Origin of the sequence: uncultured Sphingorhabdus sp., from assembly GCF_937872355.1 — a bacterium.
Classification (GTDB): domain Bacteria; phylum Pseudomonadota; class Alphaproteobacteria; order Sphingomonadales; family Sphingomonadaceae; genus Sphingorhabdus_B.
Window position 1 is genome coordinate 1 of sequence record NZ_CALMSV010000229.1, and the last position, 18,850, is coordinate 18,850.

The 18,850-nt window shown below is 58.0% G+C and carries 13 protein-coding genes; 2 read left to right on the forward strand and 11 right to left on the reverse strand.

Going from position 1 to position 18,850, the window contains the following annotated elements; translation table 11 throughout:
* From Q0239_RS15250 to Q0239_RS15300, 11 genes are all read right to left on the reverse strand, one after another.
* Nucleotides 1-1,264 (reverse strand): site-specific integrase (locus Q0239_RS15250; RefSeq protein WP_298604455.1); only part of this gene is annotated, 1,264 nt, incomplete at its 3' end.
* A gap of 296 nt (nucleotides 1,265-1,560) precedes the next feature.
* Complete coding sequence (locus tag Q0239_RS15255; protein ID WP_298604458.1) at nucleotides 1,561-5,115, reverse strand: error-prone DNA polymerase; 3,555 nt, start codon at nucleotides 5,113-5,115, stop codon at nucleotides 1,561-1,563.
* On the reverse strand, nucleotides 5,112-6,695 hold the full coding sequence (locus tag Q0239_RS15260; RefSeq protein ID WP_298604461.1) for a DNA polymerase Y family protein: 1,584 nt from the start codon (nucleotides 6,693-6,695) through the stop codon (nucleotides 5,112-5,114). The genes Q0239_RS15255 and Q0239_RS15260 overlap by 4 nt, the downstream gene beginning before the upstream one ends.
* Complete coding sequence (locus Q0239_RS15265) at nucleotides 6,580-7,401, reverse strand: hypothetical protein (RefSeq protein WP_298604464.1); 822 nt, start codon at nucleotides 7,399-7,401, stop codon at nucleotides 6,580-6,582. The genes Q0239_RS15260 and Q0239_RS15265 overlap by 116 nt, the downstream gene beginning before the upstream one ends.
* A 107-nt stretch (nucleotides 7,402-7,508) precedes the next feature.
* Entirely contained in the window at nucleotides 7,509-8,780 is a 1,272-nt protein-coding gene (wecC, locus tag Q0239_RS15270) for a UDP-N-acetyl-D-mannosamine dehydrogenase (protein WP_298604466.1), read from the reverse strand.
* Nucleotides 8,781-8,796: 16 nt separating this feature from the next.
* Nucleotides 8,797-10,002 carry a non-hydrolyzing UDP-N-acetylglucosamine 2-epimerase gene (wecB, locus tag Q0239_RS15275; RefSeq protein WP_298604468.1) on the reverse strand — a complete coding sequence of 402 codons (1,206 nt, stop codon included), beginning with the start codon at nucleotides 10,000-10,002 and terminating at the stop codon, nucleotides 8,797-8,799.
* A gap of 94 nt (nucleotides 10,003-10,096) precedes the next feature.
* Nucleotides 10,097-11,083, reverse strand: a complete 987-nt coding sequence (locus tag Q0239_RS15280) for a glycosyltransferase family 4 protein (protein ID WP_367276122.1) — start codon at nucleotides 11,081-11,083, stop codon at nucleotides 10,097-10,099.
* A 63-nt stretch (nucleotides 11,084-11,146) separates the two neighbouring features.
* Nucleotides 11,147-11,842 carry a class I SAM-dependent methyltransferase gene (locus tag Q0239_RS15285; RefSeq protein ID WP_298604472.1) on the reverse strand — a complete coding sequence of 232 codons (696 nt, stop codon included), beginning with the start codon at nucleotides 11,840-11,842 and terminating at the stop codon, nucleotides 11,147-11,149.
* Nucleotides 11,835-12,725 (reverse strand): hypothetical protein, encoded by an 891-nt coding sequence (locus Q0239_RS15290; protein ID WP_298604474.1) that lies wholly within the window; start codon nucleotides 12,723-12,725, stop codon nucleotides 11,835-11,837. Before Q0239_RS15290 ends, Q0239_RS15285 begins: the two co-directional genes overlap by 8 nt.
* Before the next feature lie 3 nt (nucleotides 12,726-12,728).
* Nucleotides 12,729-14,372 (reverse strand): hypothetical protein, encoded by a 1,644-nt coding sequence (locus Q0239_RS15295; protein ID WP_298604476.1) that lies wholly within the window; start codon nucleotides 14,370-14,372, stop codon nucleotides 12,729-12,731.
* A gap of 13 nt (nucleotides 14,373-14,385) precedes the next feature.
* Nucleotides 14,386-15,408 (reverse strand): glycosyltransferase family 2 protein, encoded by a 1,023-nt coding sequence (locus tag Q0239_RS15300; protein WP_298604478.1) that lies wholly within the window; start codon nucleotides 15,406-15,408, stop codon nucleotides 14,386-14,388.
* 161 nt (nucleotides 15,409-15,569) lie between these two features.
* On the opposite strand from Q0239_RS15300, the gene Q0239_RS15305 reads away from it, so the two are divergent.
* Both Q0239_RS15305 and Q0239_RS15310 read left to right on the forward strand, forming a co-directional pair.
* Complete coding sequence (locus Q0239_RS15305) at nucleotides 15,570-15,776, forward strand: hypothetical protein (protein ID WP_298604480.1); 207 nt, start codon at nucleotides 15,570-15,572, stop codon at nucleotides 15,774-15,776.
* 328 nt (nucleotides 15,777-16,104) lie between these two features.
* A complete protein-coding gene (locus Q0239_RS15310; RefSeq protein WP_298604482.1) occupies nucleotides 16,105-18,297 on the forward strand; it encodes a YadA-like family protein in 2,193 nt (730 codons plus the stop codon).
* Nucleotides 18,298-18,850: the final 553 nt, after the last annotated feature.

Here is an 18,850-nt window from a genome sequence, read left to right on the forward strand (position 1 = left end):
CCGTTTGCCTGACCGGGCGCAACGATGCAGCGCCTTCGGCAAGCAGGCGGGCGATCTCGTCTGACGTTTTGCGCACCGCTAGCTTCAGAGCTTCATCGATATGGATGTAGTCCTGCGTCACGTTCTGCGAAGCATGCCCGAGCATGGCCCGTATCGTCAGTTCCGTGAATCCGAGTTCGCCCGCGATGCTGCCGAAAGTGTGGCGAAGGGTATGAAGTGTGGCGCCCTCAATTCCTGCCCACTGGCAAACTCTCCGGAAACAGGCTGGTGCAGCCTGGTATGCGCCAGCGCCCGTCATTGACGGGAACACGTAGGGGTTACCAACGATCTCAGGTTGAGCGAGAACGACCTTCAGTGCTTCTGGGCCGATCGAGCGAACCTGAGCATCGGTTTTGGTATCCGGGAAGGAGACAAACCCGCCCTCCGCATGCACCCAGGCGCGCTTCATCGACTGCGCCTCTTCCCGTCTGTATCCTGTCAGCGCAAGTGTCCGTACCACCGCAAGTGCTGTCGGATTTTCGCCATTACGTTCGGCATAGGCGATGGCTTTACCGAACGCGACGAGTTCGGCAGTGCTCAGCCGTCTCGTCTTCTTGTTGATTGCGAGTTTCTTGGCTCCTCTGGTTGGGTGCTCCGCAATCAGCCCCTTGTGCTTGGCATGACCCAAAATGGCTTGCAGCGACCCGAGGCATCGCGACGCGACGCCAGGTCCGCCAGCGGGCCGACCACCACGGCCTTTACCTCTAGCCTTGGCAGTTTTCCCGTCCCGGACATCAGCCTGCATCTGCTCGACATCGGCGATCGTCAGCCTCTTCGCCATGCGATGGCCAAGAATCGGTTTGATGTGAGTGTTGATCCTGCTCTCATCCATCGCGAGCGAGGAGGCCTTGATTGGACGGTTCTTGCGGCCAAGAATGTTGCCGGCGCGGGCTTCAACCAGATACCAGTCACAGATCTCGGCGACGGTCATGCCACTGCGGGCCTGATGAATTGCCTCTGCCGGGTCCTGACCACCAGCAACTTCGCCAAGCTTGATCTTCGCCAGATCCCGAGCTTGCTCCGTCGTGATGACACCATAGCGGCCGAGATTGATGCGCCGCTTGATCCCTTCGATGTTGCGGTACTGAACAATGAAGGTCTTGAGCCCCGACGGAAGCGCCCGCAAGCCGAAACCCCGAATCTCGCTGTCCCACAGGACGGCCTGTTTATCTTTAGGCGGCGCGAATGCGTCCACATTGCGCTTGTTCAACTTCGCTGTCGGCATATTTGACCCTCCATTTGGAGACAAAGATTTCAGGGGGGTGCTTTGTCTCCATTTTGTCTCCAGATTTAAGCGTTTCAAGGGTATTATGGGCGGAGGCAATCGTAAAGAGGAACATGATAACCATCTGATTTAGAGTAGATAATCGTACTTGGGAAAGTTTGGGAAAAGTGGCCGAAATATTTTGCCAAGGTTGGGGTCGAGGGTTCGAATCCCTTCGCCCGCTCCAGTTTTCCAAGAAATAGTCGATTTTAGTTGCGCAGCCTGCGGGCGATGTTGCGATGTTATTGCCCTGTCATTCAATGAAAATCGCGCGACTTGGGCAATATCCGCACATTACGCGGGTGCCCGGCGCTGCGCCCCGGTGCGCGGGAGGATGATGCGCGCGACGCTTGCGGGCGGGCGACCTCGTCGGCGCGCGCCAATTGCGGATCGGCGCGGTGGCTTTCGGAGAGATGGTCTAGCCGTTCGGTGCAGTCGATAATCCGGCTGGCCATCAGATGGACGACATCTTCCTTGCTGCGCTGGATCACGCCTTCGATCCGCATCAGCCGCGCAGCCATCACCGCACGGCGCTGTTTCTCCATGTCACGCGCCCAGAGCAACGCGTTGACCACGCCGGTTTCGTCCTCGATGGTGATGAAGACGGCATTGCCCTTGCCCGGTCGCTGGCGGATGAGGACGATGCCAGCACAGGCAACTTTGCGCCCGTCGGGTGCAGCGTTGGCATCGGCGCAGCTCAGCACCCCTTCTCGGGTGAAGCGCTCGCGCAGAAACTGCATCGGATGCGCCTTCAACGACAGCCGCAGCATCTGGTAATCTGCGACCACTTCTTCGGACAAGGGCATCGCAGGCAACTCTGCATCGGGTTCCGTGCCCAGCTCCGCCGCATCGGCAAAGGCGAAGAGCGGCAACTGGTCGGATGGGGTCCGCCGCGCCTCCCACAGCGCATTACGCCGCCCCTTGCCCAATGACCCAAAGGCGTCGGCATCGGCGAGCTTGCGCAAAGCGGCAGGCGGCAAGGCAGCGCGGCGGGCCAGATCCTCGATCGAGCTGAAGGGACCTGATGCACGCGCGGATTCGATGGCCTCTCCCCAAGCCTGACGGAAGCCGTCGATCTGGCGGAAACCGAGGCGGAGGGCGTAATCACCTCTCTCCTTCAGGGGAGAGGAGCGAGACTTGGTGGCTTGCCCACCTAGTCGCAGCGGAGAGGGGTATAAGGGTGAGGTAGCCGCCAGACTCCCCCTCTCCCAACCCTCTCCCCTGAAGGGGAGAGGGCTTATGGCCTCAACCCCATTATCCCATCCACTCACATTCACATCGACCGGGCGCACCTCGACACCATGTTCCTGCGCATCACGCACCAGTTGCGCCGGGGCGTAAAACCCCATGGGCTGCGAGTTCAAAAGCGCGCAGGTGAACACCGCAGGGTGATGGCATTTGAGCCAGCTCGACACATAGGCCAGCCAGCCAAAGGCCTGCGCATGGCTTTCGGGAAAGCCATATTCGCCAAAACCCTTGATCTGCCCGAAACAGCGCTCGGCAAAGTCGCGGGTGTAGCCGCGCGCGACCATGCCATCGACCAGCATCTCCTCATAACGATGCATCGTGCCGACATTGCGGAAGGTCGCCATTGCGCGCCGCAAACCATCGGCCTGTGCCGGGGTGAAATTGGCGGCGACAATGGCAAGCTTCATTGCCTGTTCCTGAAACAACGGCACACCGAGCGTTTTTTCGAGTACATCGCGCAGCTCATCCGGATCGTGCGGCGGCGAGGGCGAGGGATAGTCGACCGCCTCCTCCTTGTTGCGGCGGCGCAGATAGGGGTGCACCATCCCGCCCTGGATCGGCCCGGGCCGCACAATCGCCACCTGAATGACAAGGTCGTACAGACATTTGGGCTTCATCCGCGGCAGCATGTTGATCTGCGCGCGGCTTTCGACCTGGAATGTCCCGATGCTGTCGCCCTTTTGCAGCATGGCGTAGACTTCAGGGCATTCGGTGGGGATGTTGGAGAGGGTTAAATCTCCCCTCTCTCCTTCAGGGGAGAGGAGCGAGACTTGGCGGCTTGTCCGCCTAGTCGCAGCGGAGAGGGGTATGACGGTCAGGCGATTGCCCGACTCCCCCTCTCCCAACCCTCTCCCCTGAAGGGGAGAGGGCTTTTGGTTCAAAATATCAAACGCCTTCCTTATGCAGGTCAGCATCCCCAGCGCCAACACATCGACCTTCATCAATCCCAGCGCGTCAATATCGTCCTTGTCCCATTCGATGAAGGTGCGATCGGGCATCGCGGCATTGTGGATCGGCACCAGCTCGTCCAGCCGCCCTTCGGTCAACACGAAACCACCGACATGCTGTGACAGATGCCGGGGGAATTCGAGCAACTGGTCGACCAGATTTTTGAGGCGTGCGATTTCGGGATTGGTCGGATCGAACCCCGCTTCGGTCACCCGCGCCTCGGGCACATCGCCACCCCAACTGCCCCAGATGGTGCTCGCGAGCCGCGCCGTCACATCCTCGGTCAGCCCCAGCGCCTTACCCACCTCGCGGATTGTGCTGCGCGGGCGGTAGTGGATCACCGTCGCGGCGATGCCTGCCCGTTCACGGCCATAACGATTATAGATATATTGCATCACCTCCTCGCGCCGCTCATGCTCGAAATCAACATCGATATCGGGCGGCTCGTTGCGTTCTTCGGAGAGGAAGCGCGTGAAGAGCAGCTTGTTCGCCACCGGATCGACCGGCGTGATGCCCAGCAGGTAGCAGACCACCGAATTGGCCGCGCTCCCCCGCCCCTGACAGAGGATCGGTGGATCAAGGCTGCGCGCATGGCGCACCACATCGTGCACGGTGAGGAAATAATAGGCATAGCCCTTGGCGCGGATCAGGCGAAATTCCTCATCGATGGTCTTGCGCCAGATGGGGGGCAGACCTTCGGGGAAACGCTGCTCTGCGGCCTCCATCACCATATGCTCGAGCCAGTCCTGCGGTTCCCATCCGGGCGGGACCGGTTCGTGCGGATATTCATATTTGAGATCGTCGAGGGTGAAGGTGATGCGCGACAGCAAATCCTGCGTTGCCGCAATAGCCTCCGGATATTTGCGGAACAAACGCGCCATCTCCTCGGGCGGCTTCAGATGCCGCTCGGCATTGGCGAGGAGCCGCCTGCCCGCACTCTGGATCGTGGTGCCTTCGCGGATGCAGGTAACGATATCGTGGAGTGCGCGGCTGTCCGGCGTTGCGTAAAGCACGTCGTTGGTGGCGATCAGGGGGATGCCCGTTTCCTTGCCCAAATCCGCCAGCTCGGCCAGCTTGCGTGCATCGGCCCCAGCCCGCGGCATGGTGGCACCAAGCCAGACATGGGGTGCTCTCGTCTTCAACTGCCGCAGGCATTCTTCTTCGCGCCTTTGCGCCTTTGCGTGAGAATTTTTATCGGATTCACGCAAAGGCGCAGAGACACAAAGAGGAAGGGCGATAAATGCAATCTCATCTGCATATTCCAACAGATCTTCAAAATATAAAGTGCAATCCCCCTTCACCGCGCGCCGGTTGCCGAGCGTGAGGAGTCGGGTCAGCCGCCCCCAACCATGACGGGTCATTGGGTAAGCGACGATATCCGGTGTATCATCGGCAAAGACCAGCCGCGCCCCCACCACCAGCCGGAAATCGGGCATCTGTGCGCGCACCTCACGCCAAGCGACATGCGCGCGGACGACGCCGGCAACACTGTTCCGGTCTGCAATACCTATACCACTCATCCCCAGCAGCGCCGCGCGCCACACCATGTCCGCCGGATGCGATGCCCCGCGCAGGAAGCTGTAATTGCTCGCAGCGACCAGTTCGGCGAAGCTCATGCAAACAACCCATGCATATACCATTTGGGCTGTGCCTTTTCCTCATACAGGCCGTGGCGGAATAGCCAGTAACGGCGGCCGCGCGCATCCTCTATGCGGTAATAGTCGCGGGTCAGACCACCGTGTCCGGCCTGCTCTCCGCCCTTCTTCTTCCACCATTCACCAGCGATCCGCTCGGGCCCTTCATAGAGCCGCACCTCGTGCAATTTGCGTTTCCAGCGGAAGCGGTGCGGCGGGCCGTCGGGAACCTCGGCGACCACCTCGACCGGCTGTGGCGGATCGAAGAGGAAGAGCGGACGCAGCGGCGGCTCGCCTGTGCGGGGAGGCGGCCAGCGCACCGGCACGGGGCAATGGATGGCGGGCAGTGCGAGTTGCGCTTGTTCGGGGATATGGCTGTCTTGCGGCATCAGCCGCCGGATGCTGCCAACACCAAGCCGCGTGCTCAGCCGGTCGACCAGCTCGGCAAGGCGACCATCGGCCTTCTCCGCTCCGTCCAGCGCAGGCTGGGTGGCAGCAAGTGGTTCCGCCAGCGGGATGTGGAGCAGCAGCCGGTCATAACCAAAGCCCGGATCGAGCGGGTCGGCCAGCGACGCGATCCTCTCATCGAACAGCCGCAGCACCAACGCGCCATCGCGCGTCGGCGCGCCGGTCTCGATTGTAAGCCGCTGTTTCGCGCCATCACTGCGATCGAGCGTCAGGCGGAAGCGGCGACCACCCAGCCCGCGCTCCTCCAGCACGCGCGCGCCCTCTGCCAGCAATTCGGCGAAGGCCGCCGCCACCGCGCGTTCATGCGCAACCGGTTCGGCAAAGCGGCGCTCGAAACGCAAGGGGGGCTGATGGCGCAGCGGGGTGCCGGGGCGGTGCTCTTCGCCCAATAACAGCTCAAGCGCGCGCACCGCTTCGATCCCGAAACGCGCCGCCAGCGCCGCCCTTGGCCGCGCCGCCACCGCCCCAACGCTTTTCAGCCCCGCGCGCACCAGCCCCAGTGTCGCTTCGTCATCAAGGCCCAGTGCGGCGACCGGCAGCGCACGGATGGCCTTGGTCTCTTCCACCACCGATAGCCGGGCATAACGGGCGAGTGCGAGCGCGGCCTCCGCCGTGGCGGCACAGGCAATGCGCGCCGTCATCCCACGCTGCTCGACATGCTCGGCGACCGCCTCGATCAACCCTGCCTCCCCGCCCCACAAATGCTCGCACCCGCTAATGTCGATGGTGATGGCATCGGGAAGGAAAGGCACGACATGCGGCGAGAAACGCGTGCACGAACGCGCGAGAAGATCGAGCCAGTGCCGGTCCGCCGCGGTATCGCCCTCAACCGCGATCAGTCCCGGGACGCGCACCCGTGCATCGGCAAGCGCCATTCCTGGTGCCAACCCGAGCCGCTGTGCAGCCGCATCCACCGCCGCCAGCCGCAGCGCATTTTTCGCCTTGGCGACAAAAACGACAGGCGACTCTGGCGCGGCGTCAGGCGGCGCGCTGGCCGAAACGCACCGGTCCGACTCCTGCTGCCGCAGGCGATCCGCGGCGAGGTACGGAAACCAGATCGCCAGATGCCGCTTCGGTGAAGATGCGTCGGTCACGGTTCCACTCCAACTGCCAGCTGAGGCCCGATGGCCCCGAACGCTGGCGCAACAATTCGATCGCAAAAACAGGCGCACCCGGGGCGTTGGCAGGAAGCGCGCGCGAAGGCGCCGCTGCCACCTGCCAGCGCGTCTCGGCCGCACTCGGCACCGGCTCCGCCCCGCTACGCAGCAGGAAAAGCGTCGTCCCCGATTTTTCGGCAGCCAGCGCCAGGCGGCGGCTTGCTGTCAGGTCAAGCTCGGGCAGGCCCCCATGCGTTTCAACAACGACCGCGCCCAGTGCCCCGCTGCGCAGGCCATCAACCGCAGCCTTGAGCAGCTCTTTCGCATCAGCAATCATCGCGAACAGGCAGTCCTCGGGCCGTCCGCCGAGGTCCCTCCAGCCATTGGCCTGCACTACGCCCGCCTGCCGCACCGCACGGCGCGAGCGCAGCCAGAGCGCAGTGCGATCCTCACCATCAGCCATTGCCGTCAGCAGCGCGAGCGCAAAACCGGTTGCCGCCGCTGCATCCTCGTCCTGCGCAGCGTACAGTTCATGCACCCGTCCATAAGTCAGCCCGCCGCCCAGCGCAGTATCGAGCGCCGCCACCCCGCTAGCCCAGCGTCGCAACGTCGGCTGCGGGCACAGCGGCACATGGTGCGCCCCAACCCGCAACAGGCCCTTTTCGCCCCGGAGGGCGGGCAGCAAAGAATCACCGACTCGCATTTGTTCGCATTATGTTCTTTTCTGCGCAAGGGTCAAGCGAAGGGCGTCGGGCCATGAGGGTGTGGTCAAGTGCAGCATCCGCGCTGGCGTGGCGCAATAGCCGGGGGTTAGCGCGTCCAGATCCCGCGGGTATCGATAATCATCGCCGAGGTATTGGGTTTCAATGCCCGGAAATATCTATGATCGACCAGAAGCACATGCAGATCCGCCTCGGCCGCATCCAGCATGGAGACCAGACGTGCGCCATTCAGGGATTCCGGTAGTGCTTCAATATTAGGCTCGACCACCAGCACCGAACCCGGATGGCTCTGCGTCAGGCTTTGCACAATCTCCAGTGCCGGGCTGTCACGCAAGTCGTCAATATCAGGTTTGAAGGCGATGCCATAACAAGCGATGGTGAGATCGGCGGCGCTTCTTCCGGGCGACGATTCCACTATCCTGCCGGTTTCAGACCGAATCTTGTCGAGCACCCAATGCGGTTTGGCATCGTTGACTTCGCGTGCAGTGCGGATCAGCCGCGCCTCTTCCGGCGCCGAGGAAACAATGAACCAGGGATCGCAGGCGATGCAATGCCCGCCCACGCCAGCCCCCGGTTGCAGCACATTGACGCGCGGATGGCGATTGGCCAGCTGGATCAGTTCCCAGACATTGATGCCCAGCCTGTCACAGATGATCGACAATTCATTGGCAAAGGCGATGTTGACGTCCCGAAAGCTGTTCTCGGTCAGCTTTGCCATTTCCGCCACCCTTGGGCTGGAGGCGGTGACGCATTCGCCAGTGACAAAAACGCTGTAAAGCTGCGCGGCAAGGGCGGAACAGCGCGGCGTCATGCCGCCAATCACGCGATCATTCGAAATCAGTTCCTGCATCACCTTGCCAGGCAGAACGCGTTCGGGGCAATGCGCGATGCGGATATCCGACAGCTCACCCGCTTTCTGGGGGAAGGTCAGGTCAGGCCGTGCCTGCGCCAGCCAATCTGCCATGGCTTCGGTTGCGCCGACTGGCGAGGTTGACTCCAGAATCACCAGATTGCCAGGCTGCAGCACCGGGGCGATCGACCGGCAGGCCGCCTCGATAAAGCGCAGATCAGGTTCGTGATGTTCACCTTTGAACGGTGTGGGCACCGCTATCAGGAATGCCTCTGCAGGCTCGGGCGTAGCGGTCGCGCGCAAATAACCTTGCGAAACGGCCGCGTGCACCACCATGTCCAAATCGGGCTCGACAATGTGGATCTCGCCGCGGTTGATGGTATCAACCGTATCCTGATTCACATCGACGCCGATGACCTTGATCTTGCGCGAGGCAAACATCGCGGCAGTCGGCAAACCGATATAGCCAAGGCCGATGATCGAAATGGTAGAGAAGCGGGTCAGGTCCATGGGGTTCGCAAACTGGTTATTGTTGCGCCGCATATTGACGGATGCGGCTTAATATCCGGTCAACGGCCTTGCCATCGCCATAAGGATTGTGGGCGACGCTCATCGCATCATAGGCGCTTTGGTCATCCAGCAGGCGACAGACTTCGGAGACAATAAGCTTGCTATCCGTACCCACCAAACGGACGGTGCCAGCTTCGACAGCCTCTGGTCTTTCGGTGGTTTCGCGCATGACCAGCACGGGCTTGCCAAGCGAAGGCGCTTCCTCCTGTACCCCACCGGAATCAGTCAGAATGATACTCGCCCTGCTCATCAGATAGACGAAGGGCAGATAATCCTGCGGTGCGATCAAATGCACATTGGGAAAGCCGCTTAATCTCTCTTCCACCGGCCCTTTGACATTGGGGTTGAGGTGGACGGGATAAACTATTTCGACATCATCGCGCGCTGCAAGGCTGGCCAGCGCCTCGCAAATGCGCAGGAAACCGTCTCCAAAACTTTCGCGCCGGTGGCCGGTTACCAGGATCATGCGTTTGCCCGAATCCAACCGGAAGCGCTGTTCAAACTCAGCCATGCGTGCGGGATCACGCTTCAGTCGATCAACCACTTCCAAAAGGGCGTCGATCACGGTGTTGCCGGTCACCAATATTTTGGTTTCGGGTACCGCTTCGGCCAGCAAATTGCGTTTCGATTGTTCGGTTGGCGCGAAATGCAGGCCGGCGATCGCACCAGCCACCTTGCGGTTCACTTCTTCAGGCCAGGGAGAGTAGATATTGCCCGTACGCAAGCCTGCCTCGACATGTCCCACCGGAATTTTGCGGTAATATGCTGCAAGCGATGCCGCGAGAGTGGTTGTGGTATCGCCATGCACAAGTACCAAATCCGGCTGGAAATCGTCGAGCACCGGCGTCAAAAGTTTCAACACGCCAGCCGTAATATCTTCAAGCCCTTGGCCCGGCTTCATAACGTTAAGGTCATAATCCGGATTGATGGCGAACAGATCAAGCACCTGATCGAGCATTTCGCGGTGCTGCGCGGTCACGCACACCCGGCCGTCAATATCGTCCGCAGATGCCAGCGCCTTCACCAACGGCGCCATTTTAATGGCCTCCGGGCGCGTGCCAAAGACACTCAGGACACGATATTTCTGATCGCTGCTCAATTTCACCCCAAAAGCCTGCCTGACCGTAAGCGAATTTTCTAGTTCAGCATCTAGTGCCGCCATTACTTTGAAAGTCCAGAGAATATTGGCTTCGCAAAGGCCAATGAAATTCGCTGCACGGTTTCCTTAATAAGCCCGACTAGAACACCATCTAGCTTCAGCCATACGCGGCAAGCGTATCAGCAGCTACGCGGTCCCAATCATATTTCTGTTGGGCAAATGCCATCGTAGCTGAGGTGAAGCTACTTCGCTCGTCCTCACTCCACCCTGAAATTGATAGAATCCGCTTCGCCCAAGCTGCTGCATCATTCGCATCGGCGACAAAACCCAATTCCGGTGTGACCACTTCGGCCAGCCCGCTATGTGCCGACGCCAAAACAACCCCGCCGCAGGCAGCCGCCTCCACCGCCACCAGACCAAAACCTTCAGACACCTGACTTGGCACCAAAACGCACATTGCCTGTGCATATTCGGTCGCCAGTTGGTTTGGCCCAAGCACACCAAGATATTCAACTTGAGGGTGGTTTAATAATTCGGCTTCCTGCGGATTCCAGACTGAGCCGGCAACGCGTATGTGTGCCGATTTGTCGAGTAAGGGCAGGACCTCACGGACAATAAAACCTAGCCCCTTGCTTGGGGTGATCCGTCCCGCAAACAGGAGCGCGCCATTATGGCCAATAGGTGACTTCACTGCCTTCAGCGTAGTCGCCAGCGGTACAACAATTATGTCGGTGTATCCCTGAGCTCGGGCAAGAGACGCTATCCATTGTGAATTACCGATCAGCCTTGCCCGTTTAAGCAAATGCGCACCCAGTTGGATATAGGCCCTGTACATTCGGGACGCGATGCTGGTTCCATTGGCAAAATTCACATCCGATCCGTGTAGGGAAATTACAATCCTGGTACTGCGCCCACGCAAGGTGGCGAACCAAGCCAGCGGCCAGATCGCCAGATCGCCGATATGCGTAACAGTTGCAGGCTTGCGCAACAGCAAGCGAACTGCTGCAGACAGCCCGAACCAGAGCATCGCAGGCAATGTCGGAACCGAACCTCCCTTGCGGCCCGGCAACGCTAAAACGGTCAACGAGCCCAATTGGCCAAGGCGCTGCGCAAGCTCCCAACAATAAGTCTCCATTCCCCCCATGGCAGGCGGCCACTTCCGGGTGATGAAAAGTATATTGACCACGATCTCAGACGAATTGCTGTTTCATGCTCGCGCTTCTATCCACAATCGGGCCTGGAAAAATTTTCCTATGACAGGGATGTAGGAAAGCGGGTGCAGCCATTTCAAAATATTATAATGCGCAATGTACCGCAGCTTGATGCGAGTGCGGCTAAAACCAGCCTTTTCCAGTAATTTGACCATGTCGAGTCCGCTCCTTACGGCAATATGCTCGGGGAATTGCGATATCAGGCCGCTATCTTTTGCCAATTCGAGGAAAAAATCGAGGTTTGGCGTATGCACATATAAGACGCCGTCTGGTTTTATAGATTTGCGGATAGCAGAATAAATTTGTAGCGCGAGTTCATCATCGATATGCTCGGAAAAATCTAGCGTAGTTCCAATGTCGAATTGTCCGGGATTGCGCGCGCAAAATTCGATGATATCGGCACAGACAAATTCATAATTTTGTAATCCCGCCTTCGTGGCCCAAATGTTTGCGGAATCGATGAAATCCATCGAAAAGTCGACGCCCACATAATGACCTTCGCGACTGCCAATAGCCTGCAACAGCATGCCGTTTCCGCATGCAAAATCGGCAACTCGATCGTCGCGCCCTATTTGCATCATTTTTACAAGGCGCTTTACTCGGTTAAGCGGCTTACGGTTATATTTTTCGACGTAATCGCCGCTATGAAGAGCAACACTGTCCCTCTTTGTAGCCATTGCAAGTTCAACCATAAATTTTCCTTCTGCAAAGCAACTTTGGAGATTCCCACAAAAGCAAGCAAGCCGCTGATGAAGCGAGGGCAATCAGTCGGTTAAATGCAACTGCCAGCAACGCCAACGCCGGAGCCAAAGCAACACTTCCTGCCATCATTGCCGCTAGGACTTCACTGACGCCAAGGCCCGCAGGAGCGATCGATGATGCAGATCCCGCTATCGACGCGAGTGCAAAAGGAATAGTGCTTGCCAGCTCAACATCGTGGCCGAGTATTCCGAAGGCCATTTTTAGCCGCAGCGCCATCAATAGAAGTCCCAGCAACCGGTGCAGCAAGGTTAAAAACATCTGAAACCAACCTGCATCAACAACTATCCATGCAAGCGATGCGATACTCAAAATTCCTGCTGACAAACCTAATAACAGGCCCAAATCATGTCCTTGCAAATATATCACAGCACCGCTGAACATCGCCGCCAATGAAATCCACAAAATTGCCGTAATTATCACCAGCCAAGCGCTACGCTTGGTGCTTACGCCAGCCTTCATTAAGGCACCGGTACGGACCATGGCGCCGCCGGGTAAGGGTAGCGCTTCCGCCAGTTGGGCCCATGCACTGATACGCATTGCAAAACCGAGGGACATCGTCGCTCCACTTGCATGGGCCAGCATAATCAGGCCGAACCCGCCGTAGATCAAAGAAAATGGAGACAGTAAAAAGAAAAGCACAACGAACGGCTGCAATTGCATGTCAACCGGACGAACACCGAGTTGTAGAAATGCCCAGCTGCATGCAGCTAGAAAAATCAAGCTGCAAATAATCTTAAGAACAAGCTGATGCTTTCTCACCCAAATGGTAAGAGCTTCGAATAATTTCAAAGCATGTTCGGTCAAGTTATTCACGACTCAGAAATCCGTAAATACGCCATAACGACCGGCTTTCGGTTCTTCAGCACTGGTCTGCGCAGCGAGATGGACATAGCGAAGTTTGATTGGTCCAGAATTTCGTTCACTGACGCGATAGGAACCGCGAGCCAGAGAGACGATTGCGCCAAACTTCACTGCAGTACCGTCGATTACAGCCTCGCCACCTTCAAGCTTGTATTCACCAGGTACAGCTATTTGGATTGGGACTATGCTATCTCCCGCCTCAATTTCCTTCCCGGCAACCCAGATCGGGCCCCAATGGTGGAGGTAGTTGTCTCTCAGCAATTGTTCGTCGGCAGGCAGCAAGGGCTGCGCAGATTTTTTACCGGTCAAAGCAGCGAGTAAGCTATCATGGTTGGCTATAACCAAGGGGACGGTCTGCGTTTGCAGAATGCCCACAAACATCGGCTGCCCCGCATCGCGATAATTGTCCATTCCCCATCCGCTCATGAAAAAGCCCTGCTTGGGAAACGAGGATATCATCGAGCTGAAATCGATATAGGCCACCGGTTTGGGAAAAATGGCGTGCACATTATCAAGTACCCGCGCCTGCACTGTCTGCATGTCTTTGGGTGTACTCCAATATAGCCATGCCCCGTTACCCAAAAGCATCAATACCAGCGGCAAGGCTCCATAGCGACGGACAACAGGCATCAACGCTGCCGCTGCCGCTACAGTCGCCGGCGCCATGATAAAGGCATAAAAATATGGAAAGCTATTTCGGTAAATGGCGAGCGACAAAAGCGGCAGCCAAAGGGCAAGCAACGCCGCCTTCTCAATCCCGGAACGCTTTTGTAATGTAAGAACCAACGGCGCCGCGAGTACTGCGGCGGAAAAAACAACCGACATCATGCCTTGCCTGAACATGGTCTGCGCTTGAGGAAACAGGCCCATGGAGAACATTTTCTCGCCCGCATTGCTGACCATTTTTCGCGAATTTTCGGCGTCGGCAATCGCAAGACTGTGCGAATGCATAACGTAGAGCGCCACGAAAAGTAGCATCGCGGCAATGGTTGTCGATGCCATCCAGGCCGCAGTTCGCTTGCGGTCTGAGCTTTCGCTCCAACGCAGCAACCAGATACCTGCAAATGCAGGTGCGAAGAATACGGCTTTTATCGTTGTTGCGCCTGCGAGAGCTATCAGAAACGCGATCGTCAGACACGAACGCCAGTTTTCCCGAAGAGCAGCAGAGCCAAGCAGCGCGGCCATGAGCAGTGCTGTGGCGATGGGATCGACGCGAAAGCTGGCACCATGCAGGAAGATGTAGCCCGCAGAAATATAAGCCAATCCTGCAATCAGGGCGGTTTGCAAGTCGGTGAAACGGCGCGCCAGTCCGATTATGCAAGCGACAGTTGACAGTTCCGCTACCAGCATGAACATGCGCGCAACCTGTAACTGTGCGATTTCGCCCGGCAGCTGCGGCAGCCAAAAGAATAACCGCGTGTGAATGGTGTTCAGGGCAATCTGCAGAGTTCCATTTTTCGCTGCATGCACTTGCGAAAGGAAGTAGAATTCGTCCCAGTTAAATCCCTGGACGAAAATGAGACGGAACTGCAACGCTGCGACAAGCGCTATCGCAACCACGATCCAATTGCGGGCGTCCCAAATGGACCTGCTTGGCATCAAAGGGGCAATCTCAGCCATTCGAAATCTTGCGGGCCGAAACGGTGCGTTCACGTTTCTGGGTGGTTTCCGCTTCGATTATGCGACGAACTTCGCAAAGTTCATCTTCGAGATTTCTCATGCGCTTAAGTGAGGTTTCAAGAAGCTTGCGATTAGCGCCGATCAAGTCTGCGAGTACGCCCAGCAAGCTGGTGATAATGCCCAGCGTAACAAGTGAACCACCCAAAACTAGGGACTGAACATGCCCGTTACCCTCTCCATTGGACCAGAACCAGAGGAAACGCATTATTGGTAAAGCTCCGATGACGGCCATTGTCAGGCCGACGCCGGCAAAGGCCCGCAATGGATTATATGTGGTATAGGCGCGCGCGATCGTTACCAATTGGCGCGAAATGAATTGCGGTATCGATTTGAACAGACGCGACGGGCGTTCGGTGCGGTTGGTTCCGACCGGAACGCTGACCACCTTCATCCGCTTTCGACCAGCCTGGATAAGCATGTCTGTCGTATAGCTGAATTCTGTAGTGATATTGATGCGCTGCGCTGCTTCGCGGCTGATTGCTCGAAAGCCGCTGACCGCGTCGTTAATGTCGGTTCGTGACAGAAACCGCACAACGGCCGTTCCAAGCCGCTGCAGTCGACGCTTTATCGGGCCGAAATGCTCGTTATTGGCGACACCGCGATCACCAATCACAATATCAGCCGCGCCTTCCAATACAGGCAGGACCAGCGCTGGAATTGCACCACCATCATATTGGCCATCCGCATCGGTGTTGACGATTATATCAGCACCAGCGACGAGGCAGGCATCGATGCCTGTCATGAATGCAGCTGCAAGCCCGCGGTTCGTTGCATGGCGCAGTACATGTTGGACACCCAGACGGCGCGCGACTTCAGATGTGCCATCGCTGCTGCCGTCGTCGATCACCAACAGTTCCACACTGTCAATTCCAGGTATCCGGCGCGGAATGGCACGCAGAGTAGCCGGAAGGCTCTCAGCTTCATTGAAACAGGGTATCTGGATAATCAGCTTCATCAAACTTCGCCTCGCCCCTGACACCAACATTGTTGAGGTATCACATTTGGTTCACAGACCGCCACTGGCGATTTGCTCCTGTCAGGAACCTAAGTAGATTGTGGTTAATTTAGCGTTACTTCAGCCATGCTGTTCAGCCCTTTGGACCAGATTCTAACGGCATGGAAGGTTTTGATGCGGAGTTTGCCCGCGCCGTTGTCGAGATCGGCTTCAAACCAACTTTGTCAGCAGCAACAGGCCGGGGTTACCGCCCCGGCCTGTCACAACAGATCGCGGAAATTGCGGTCGCAATGGCATCTCCAAAGTCATTGACGTCCCGAGTTCTGGACCCTGATTTTTACTGTAATCGCTTTTCCATTCCGAAATAGGTGTCATCGGTTATCCGCTTGACTTTGGCCATTCTTTCCTAAACCATCATCCGGTCAGTCGCGGCACATAAGGCCTCGACAGATAAGGCAACTTCTGTTGCCCTACACAGGGTCGCACCAGTCCGCGCTTCATGCGGGTGAAGCGCCACGTCTTGTGTTCCTTCCCGTACAAAATGAGTAGTTTTGAGGCCATGGCTGTGCCTGCCTCTAATTTCGTGACCGTTCTGCACACACATTCAACAGGAGAATATTCATGTCGACGTTCCAATTTCGCAAAACCATCAAATTTGCTGCTTGCACAGGCGCAAGCCTGTTCGCTTTATCCATCTTGTCTGTTAGCCCTGCACAAGCCGAAGATTGCTTGCTCGACCGCGACAATGACGGTGTAGTCGATGCCGCAACCGACAATGATGGCGCAGCCAATTCGAATGATTCGGACTCAGCTCTTGCTTGCGGCATAAACGCAATCGCTTCGGGCACCAGTTCTACCGCTATTGGGGCCAATACACAGGCGACCCTTTTTTTTAAACCGGCGGGGGCGCTTTTGCAGTTTCCCCGGGGGCGGAGGGGGGGGCCTTTGGGGGCCGGGGCCGGTGCAACCGCCAATCAAGCGTCGGCAATTGGCACAAACGCCCAAGCCACAGGTCAGGGATCGATTGCGCTTGGCAGCGGTAACGTAGGTACAACGGCGAGCGGTATCGGATCGATAGCCATAGGCGGTGAAGTTACTGGAATTGGACCCGCGAGTGCGATCGCCGATGCGGCAATAGCAATTGGCAGCGGCAGCGATGCTAACGCAGCTGGTGCGATCGCAATTGGCGGGGATGGTGCCGACGCGCTGGCGCTCGGTGCCCAGGCAACAGGGATTTCGTCGATCGCGTTGGGAGTGGATGCTTCGGCCGCTGGGCTTAAGTCGATTGCCATTGGTGATTTCGCCCGGACGCTTGACGGCGGTGCCGTGGCACTAGGTTTTAATACGACAGCAGCAATCAACGCCACTGCGATTGGCGGTCAGGCTGCTGCAAACGGAAACGGGGCGACAGCTGTTGGTCAGGGTGCGCAAGGCGGAGGCGACCGATCATTTGCCGGAGGGCAATTCTCTCAAGCTCTTGGCGTCGATTCGGTTGCGGTTGGCGGAGGAGTCGACTTTGCGACTGCGGCGACTGCAAACGGCGAACGCTCAATCGCGATTGGCCAAGCTGACGCGGTTGGCAATTTCTCTATTGCCGTCGGTTCGGCTGCCAATGCTGCGGCGGCAGATAGCATCGCCCTAGGCAGGTCGAGCAGTGCTGTAGCAAGTGGCAATATCGCCATCGGTTTTGCCAGTGCTGCGACCGGTAGTTCCGGTATCGCAATTGGCGGTGACAGCAATGATGGTGATGCGCTCGGCGCGCAGGCTGGTTCGTTTTCAACGGCCTTGGGCGGTGATGCATTGGCAACGGGATTCAATGCCGTGGCAGTTGGCGAAGGTGCACAGGCAACGGCAAACAACACCATAGCTATTGGTGTGGAATCGCGCGCCACTGCCTCGGGCAGCAACGCGATAGGTCTAGGTGCCAACGCCACGGCATCGGACGCCGTCGCATACGGTAATACATCGAGCGCTACTGCACAGCTTGCAACTGCAATTGGTTCAAATGCTTCTGCAAGCGGCCAGAATTCGACAGCGACGGGTGCAAGCAGTCGAGCTACCGCGGATTTCACTACCGCGGTGGGTCACAACGCGCGCGCGTCAGATTTTGTGACGACTGCTGTGGGTCAGGGAAGCCAAGCGATCGGCTTTGCCGCAACCGCTTACGGACAGGCAAGCTTTGCCCAGGGCAACCGGGCGACGGCGATGGGCGGCTCTGCACAGGCGACGGGTTCCTTCTCGACTGCGGTGGGCTTTGATGCCCAAGCGGCCGGAACCTCCGGTACCGCCATCGGCATGGCCTCACGCGCCAATCTGGTCAACACGACAGCAATCGGACAGGGTGCCAATGCGGCCTTTGCCGGTTCCACCGCCATCGGCGCCGGTGCAACCACCACGGCGGTCAACCAGATCCGACTGGGTACGACCGACAGTATCTATTCAGCACCTGGCCTCATCACCGCATCGGATGCGGCCCAGACGGGACCCGAGTTTTTTGTCACCATCGACAGCAATGGCACACTCGGTAAAGGTGCCCAGTCCTCCGCTGCCATCAACCAACTCGGCACCCAAGTCAGCGCCCTCCAGCAAGGGCAGGCTGTCATCGACGACCAGGTGGCACTTTTACAGCAGGGACAGCTGGAATTGGGTCGCGGTCTTGATCAGGCAAAGGGTGGCATAGCCGCCGCGATGGCGATGGGCGGAATGATGGTTGTACCCGACAGCAATGTCAGCATGAACTTCAATCTTTCCACCTATCGCGGGGAGCAGGGTTTTGCGGGTGGTGTTACCGTCCGCGCTGCTCCGCGTGTCTACATCTCCGGCGGCATTGCCGGTTCGACCGTCAAGCGTTCGACCGGCGGCCGCGTTGGTGTCGCGATCGGCTTCTAACCAACTTTGTCAGCAGTAACAGGCCGGGGTCACCCCCCGGCCTGTTGCATGAGAACATCCAAACTGCAGACGACACCATATACAGACGTCGTCCCAAATGGAGAATTGGATGTCGTTTTCATACTATACGCATCCTCAAGGCAGTGCCAAAGTTATATAGTTGTTTGGGATAACTCGCCAAGTCCAAGGTGAATTTCCAGGCGACGACAAGATTGCGGCAGATAAGCCGTGACAGATTCGACAACCGGGGTTATCGTATTTTTGGGTCGCACCAGGTCACGCGTCATGCGGGTGGTGCGTTGTGCCTTGCGTTCCCTTCCCGCACATTTTGAGCTGTTTTAAGGCAGTAACTGCGCTTGCCCACGCTATTTGCAGCAATCGGGTGTGTGTAAATCGATCAGGAGGAAAACCATGAATAGCCGCCAGTTCCGTAAAAACATCACGCGCGCCGCCTGCACTGGTGCCAGCATTTTCACGCTATCGATTTTGTCGGCCAGCCCGGCAAAAGCCGACGACTGCCTTCTCGACCGCGACAATGACGGTGTAGTCGATG

Excerpts from the sequence above, each read along its gene's own strand:
- Q0239_RS15255 (WP_298604458.1), bottom strand. The coding sequence starts at position 5,115 with ATGAGCTTCGCCGAACTGGTCGCTGCGAGCAATTACAGCTTCCTGCGC.
- Q0239_RS15265 (WP_298604464.1), bottom strand. The coding sequence starts at position 7,401 with ATGCGAGTCGGTGATTCTTTGCTGCCCGCCCTCCGGGGCGAAAAGGGC.
- Q0239_RS15285 (WP_298604472.1), bottom strand. The coding sequence starts at position 11,842 with ATGGTTGAACTTGCAATGGCTACAAAGAGGGACAGTGTTGCTCTTCAT.
- Q0239_RS15295 (WP_298604476.1), bottom strand. The coding sequence starts at position 14,372 with ATGCCAAGCAGGTCCATTTGGGACGCCCGCAATTGGATCGTGGTTGCG.
- wecC (WP_298604466.1), bottom strand. The coding sequence starts at position 8,780 with ATGGACCTGACCCGCTTCTCTACCATTTCGATCATCGGCCTTGGCTAT.
- Q0239_RS15280 (WP_367276122.1), bottom strand. The coding sequence starts at position 11,083 with ATGGGGGGAATGGAGACTTATTGTTGGGAGCTTGCGCAGCGCCTTGGC.
- Q0239_RS15305 (WP_298604480.1), top strand. The coding sequence starts at position 15,570 with ATGGAAGGTTTTGATGCGGAGTTTGCCCGCGCCGTTGTCGAGATCGGC.
- Q0239_RS15300 (WP_298604478.1), bottom strand. The coding sequence starts at position 15,408 with ATGAAGCTGATTATCCAGATACCCTGTTTCAATGAAGCTGAGAGCCTT.
- wecB (WP_298604468.1), bottom strand. The coding sequence starts at position 10,002 with ATGGCGGCACTAGATGCTGAACTAGAAAATTCGCTTACGGTCAGGCAG.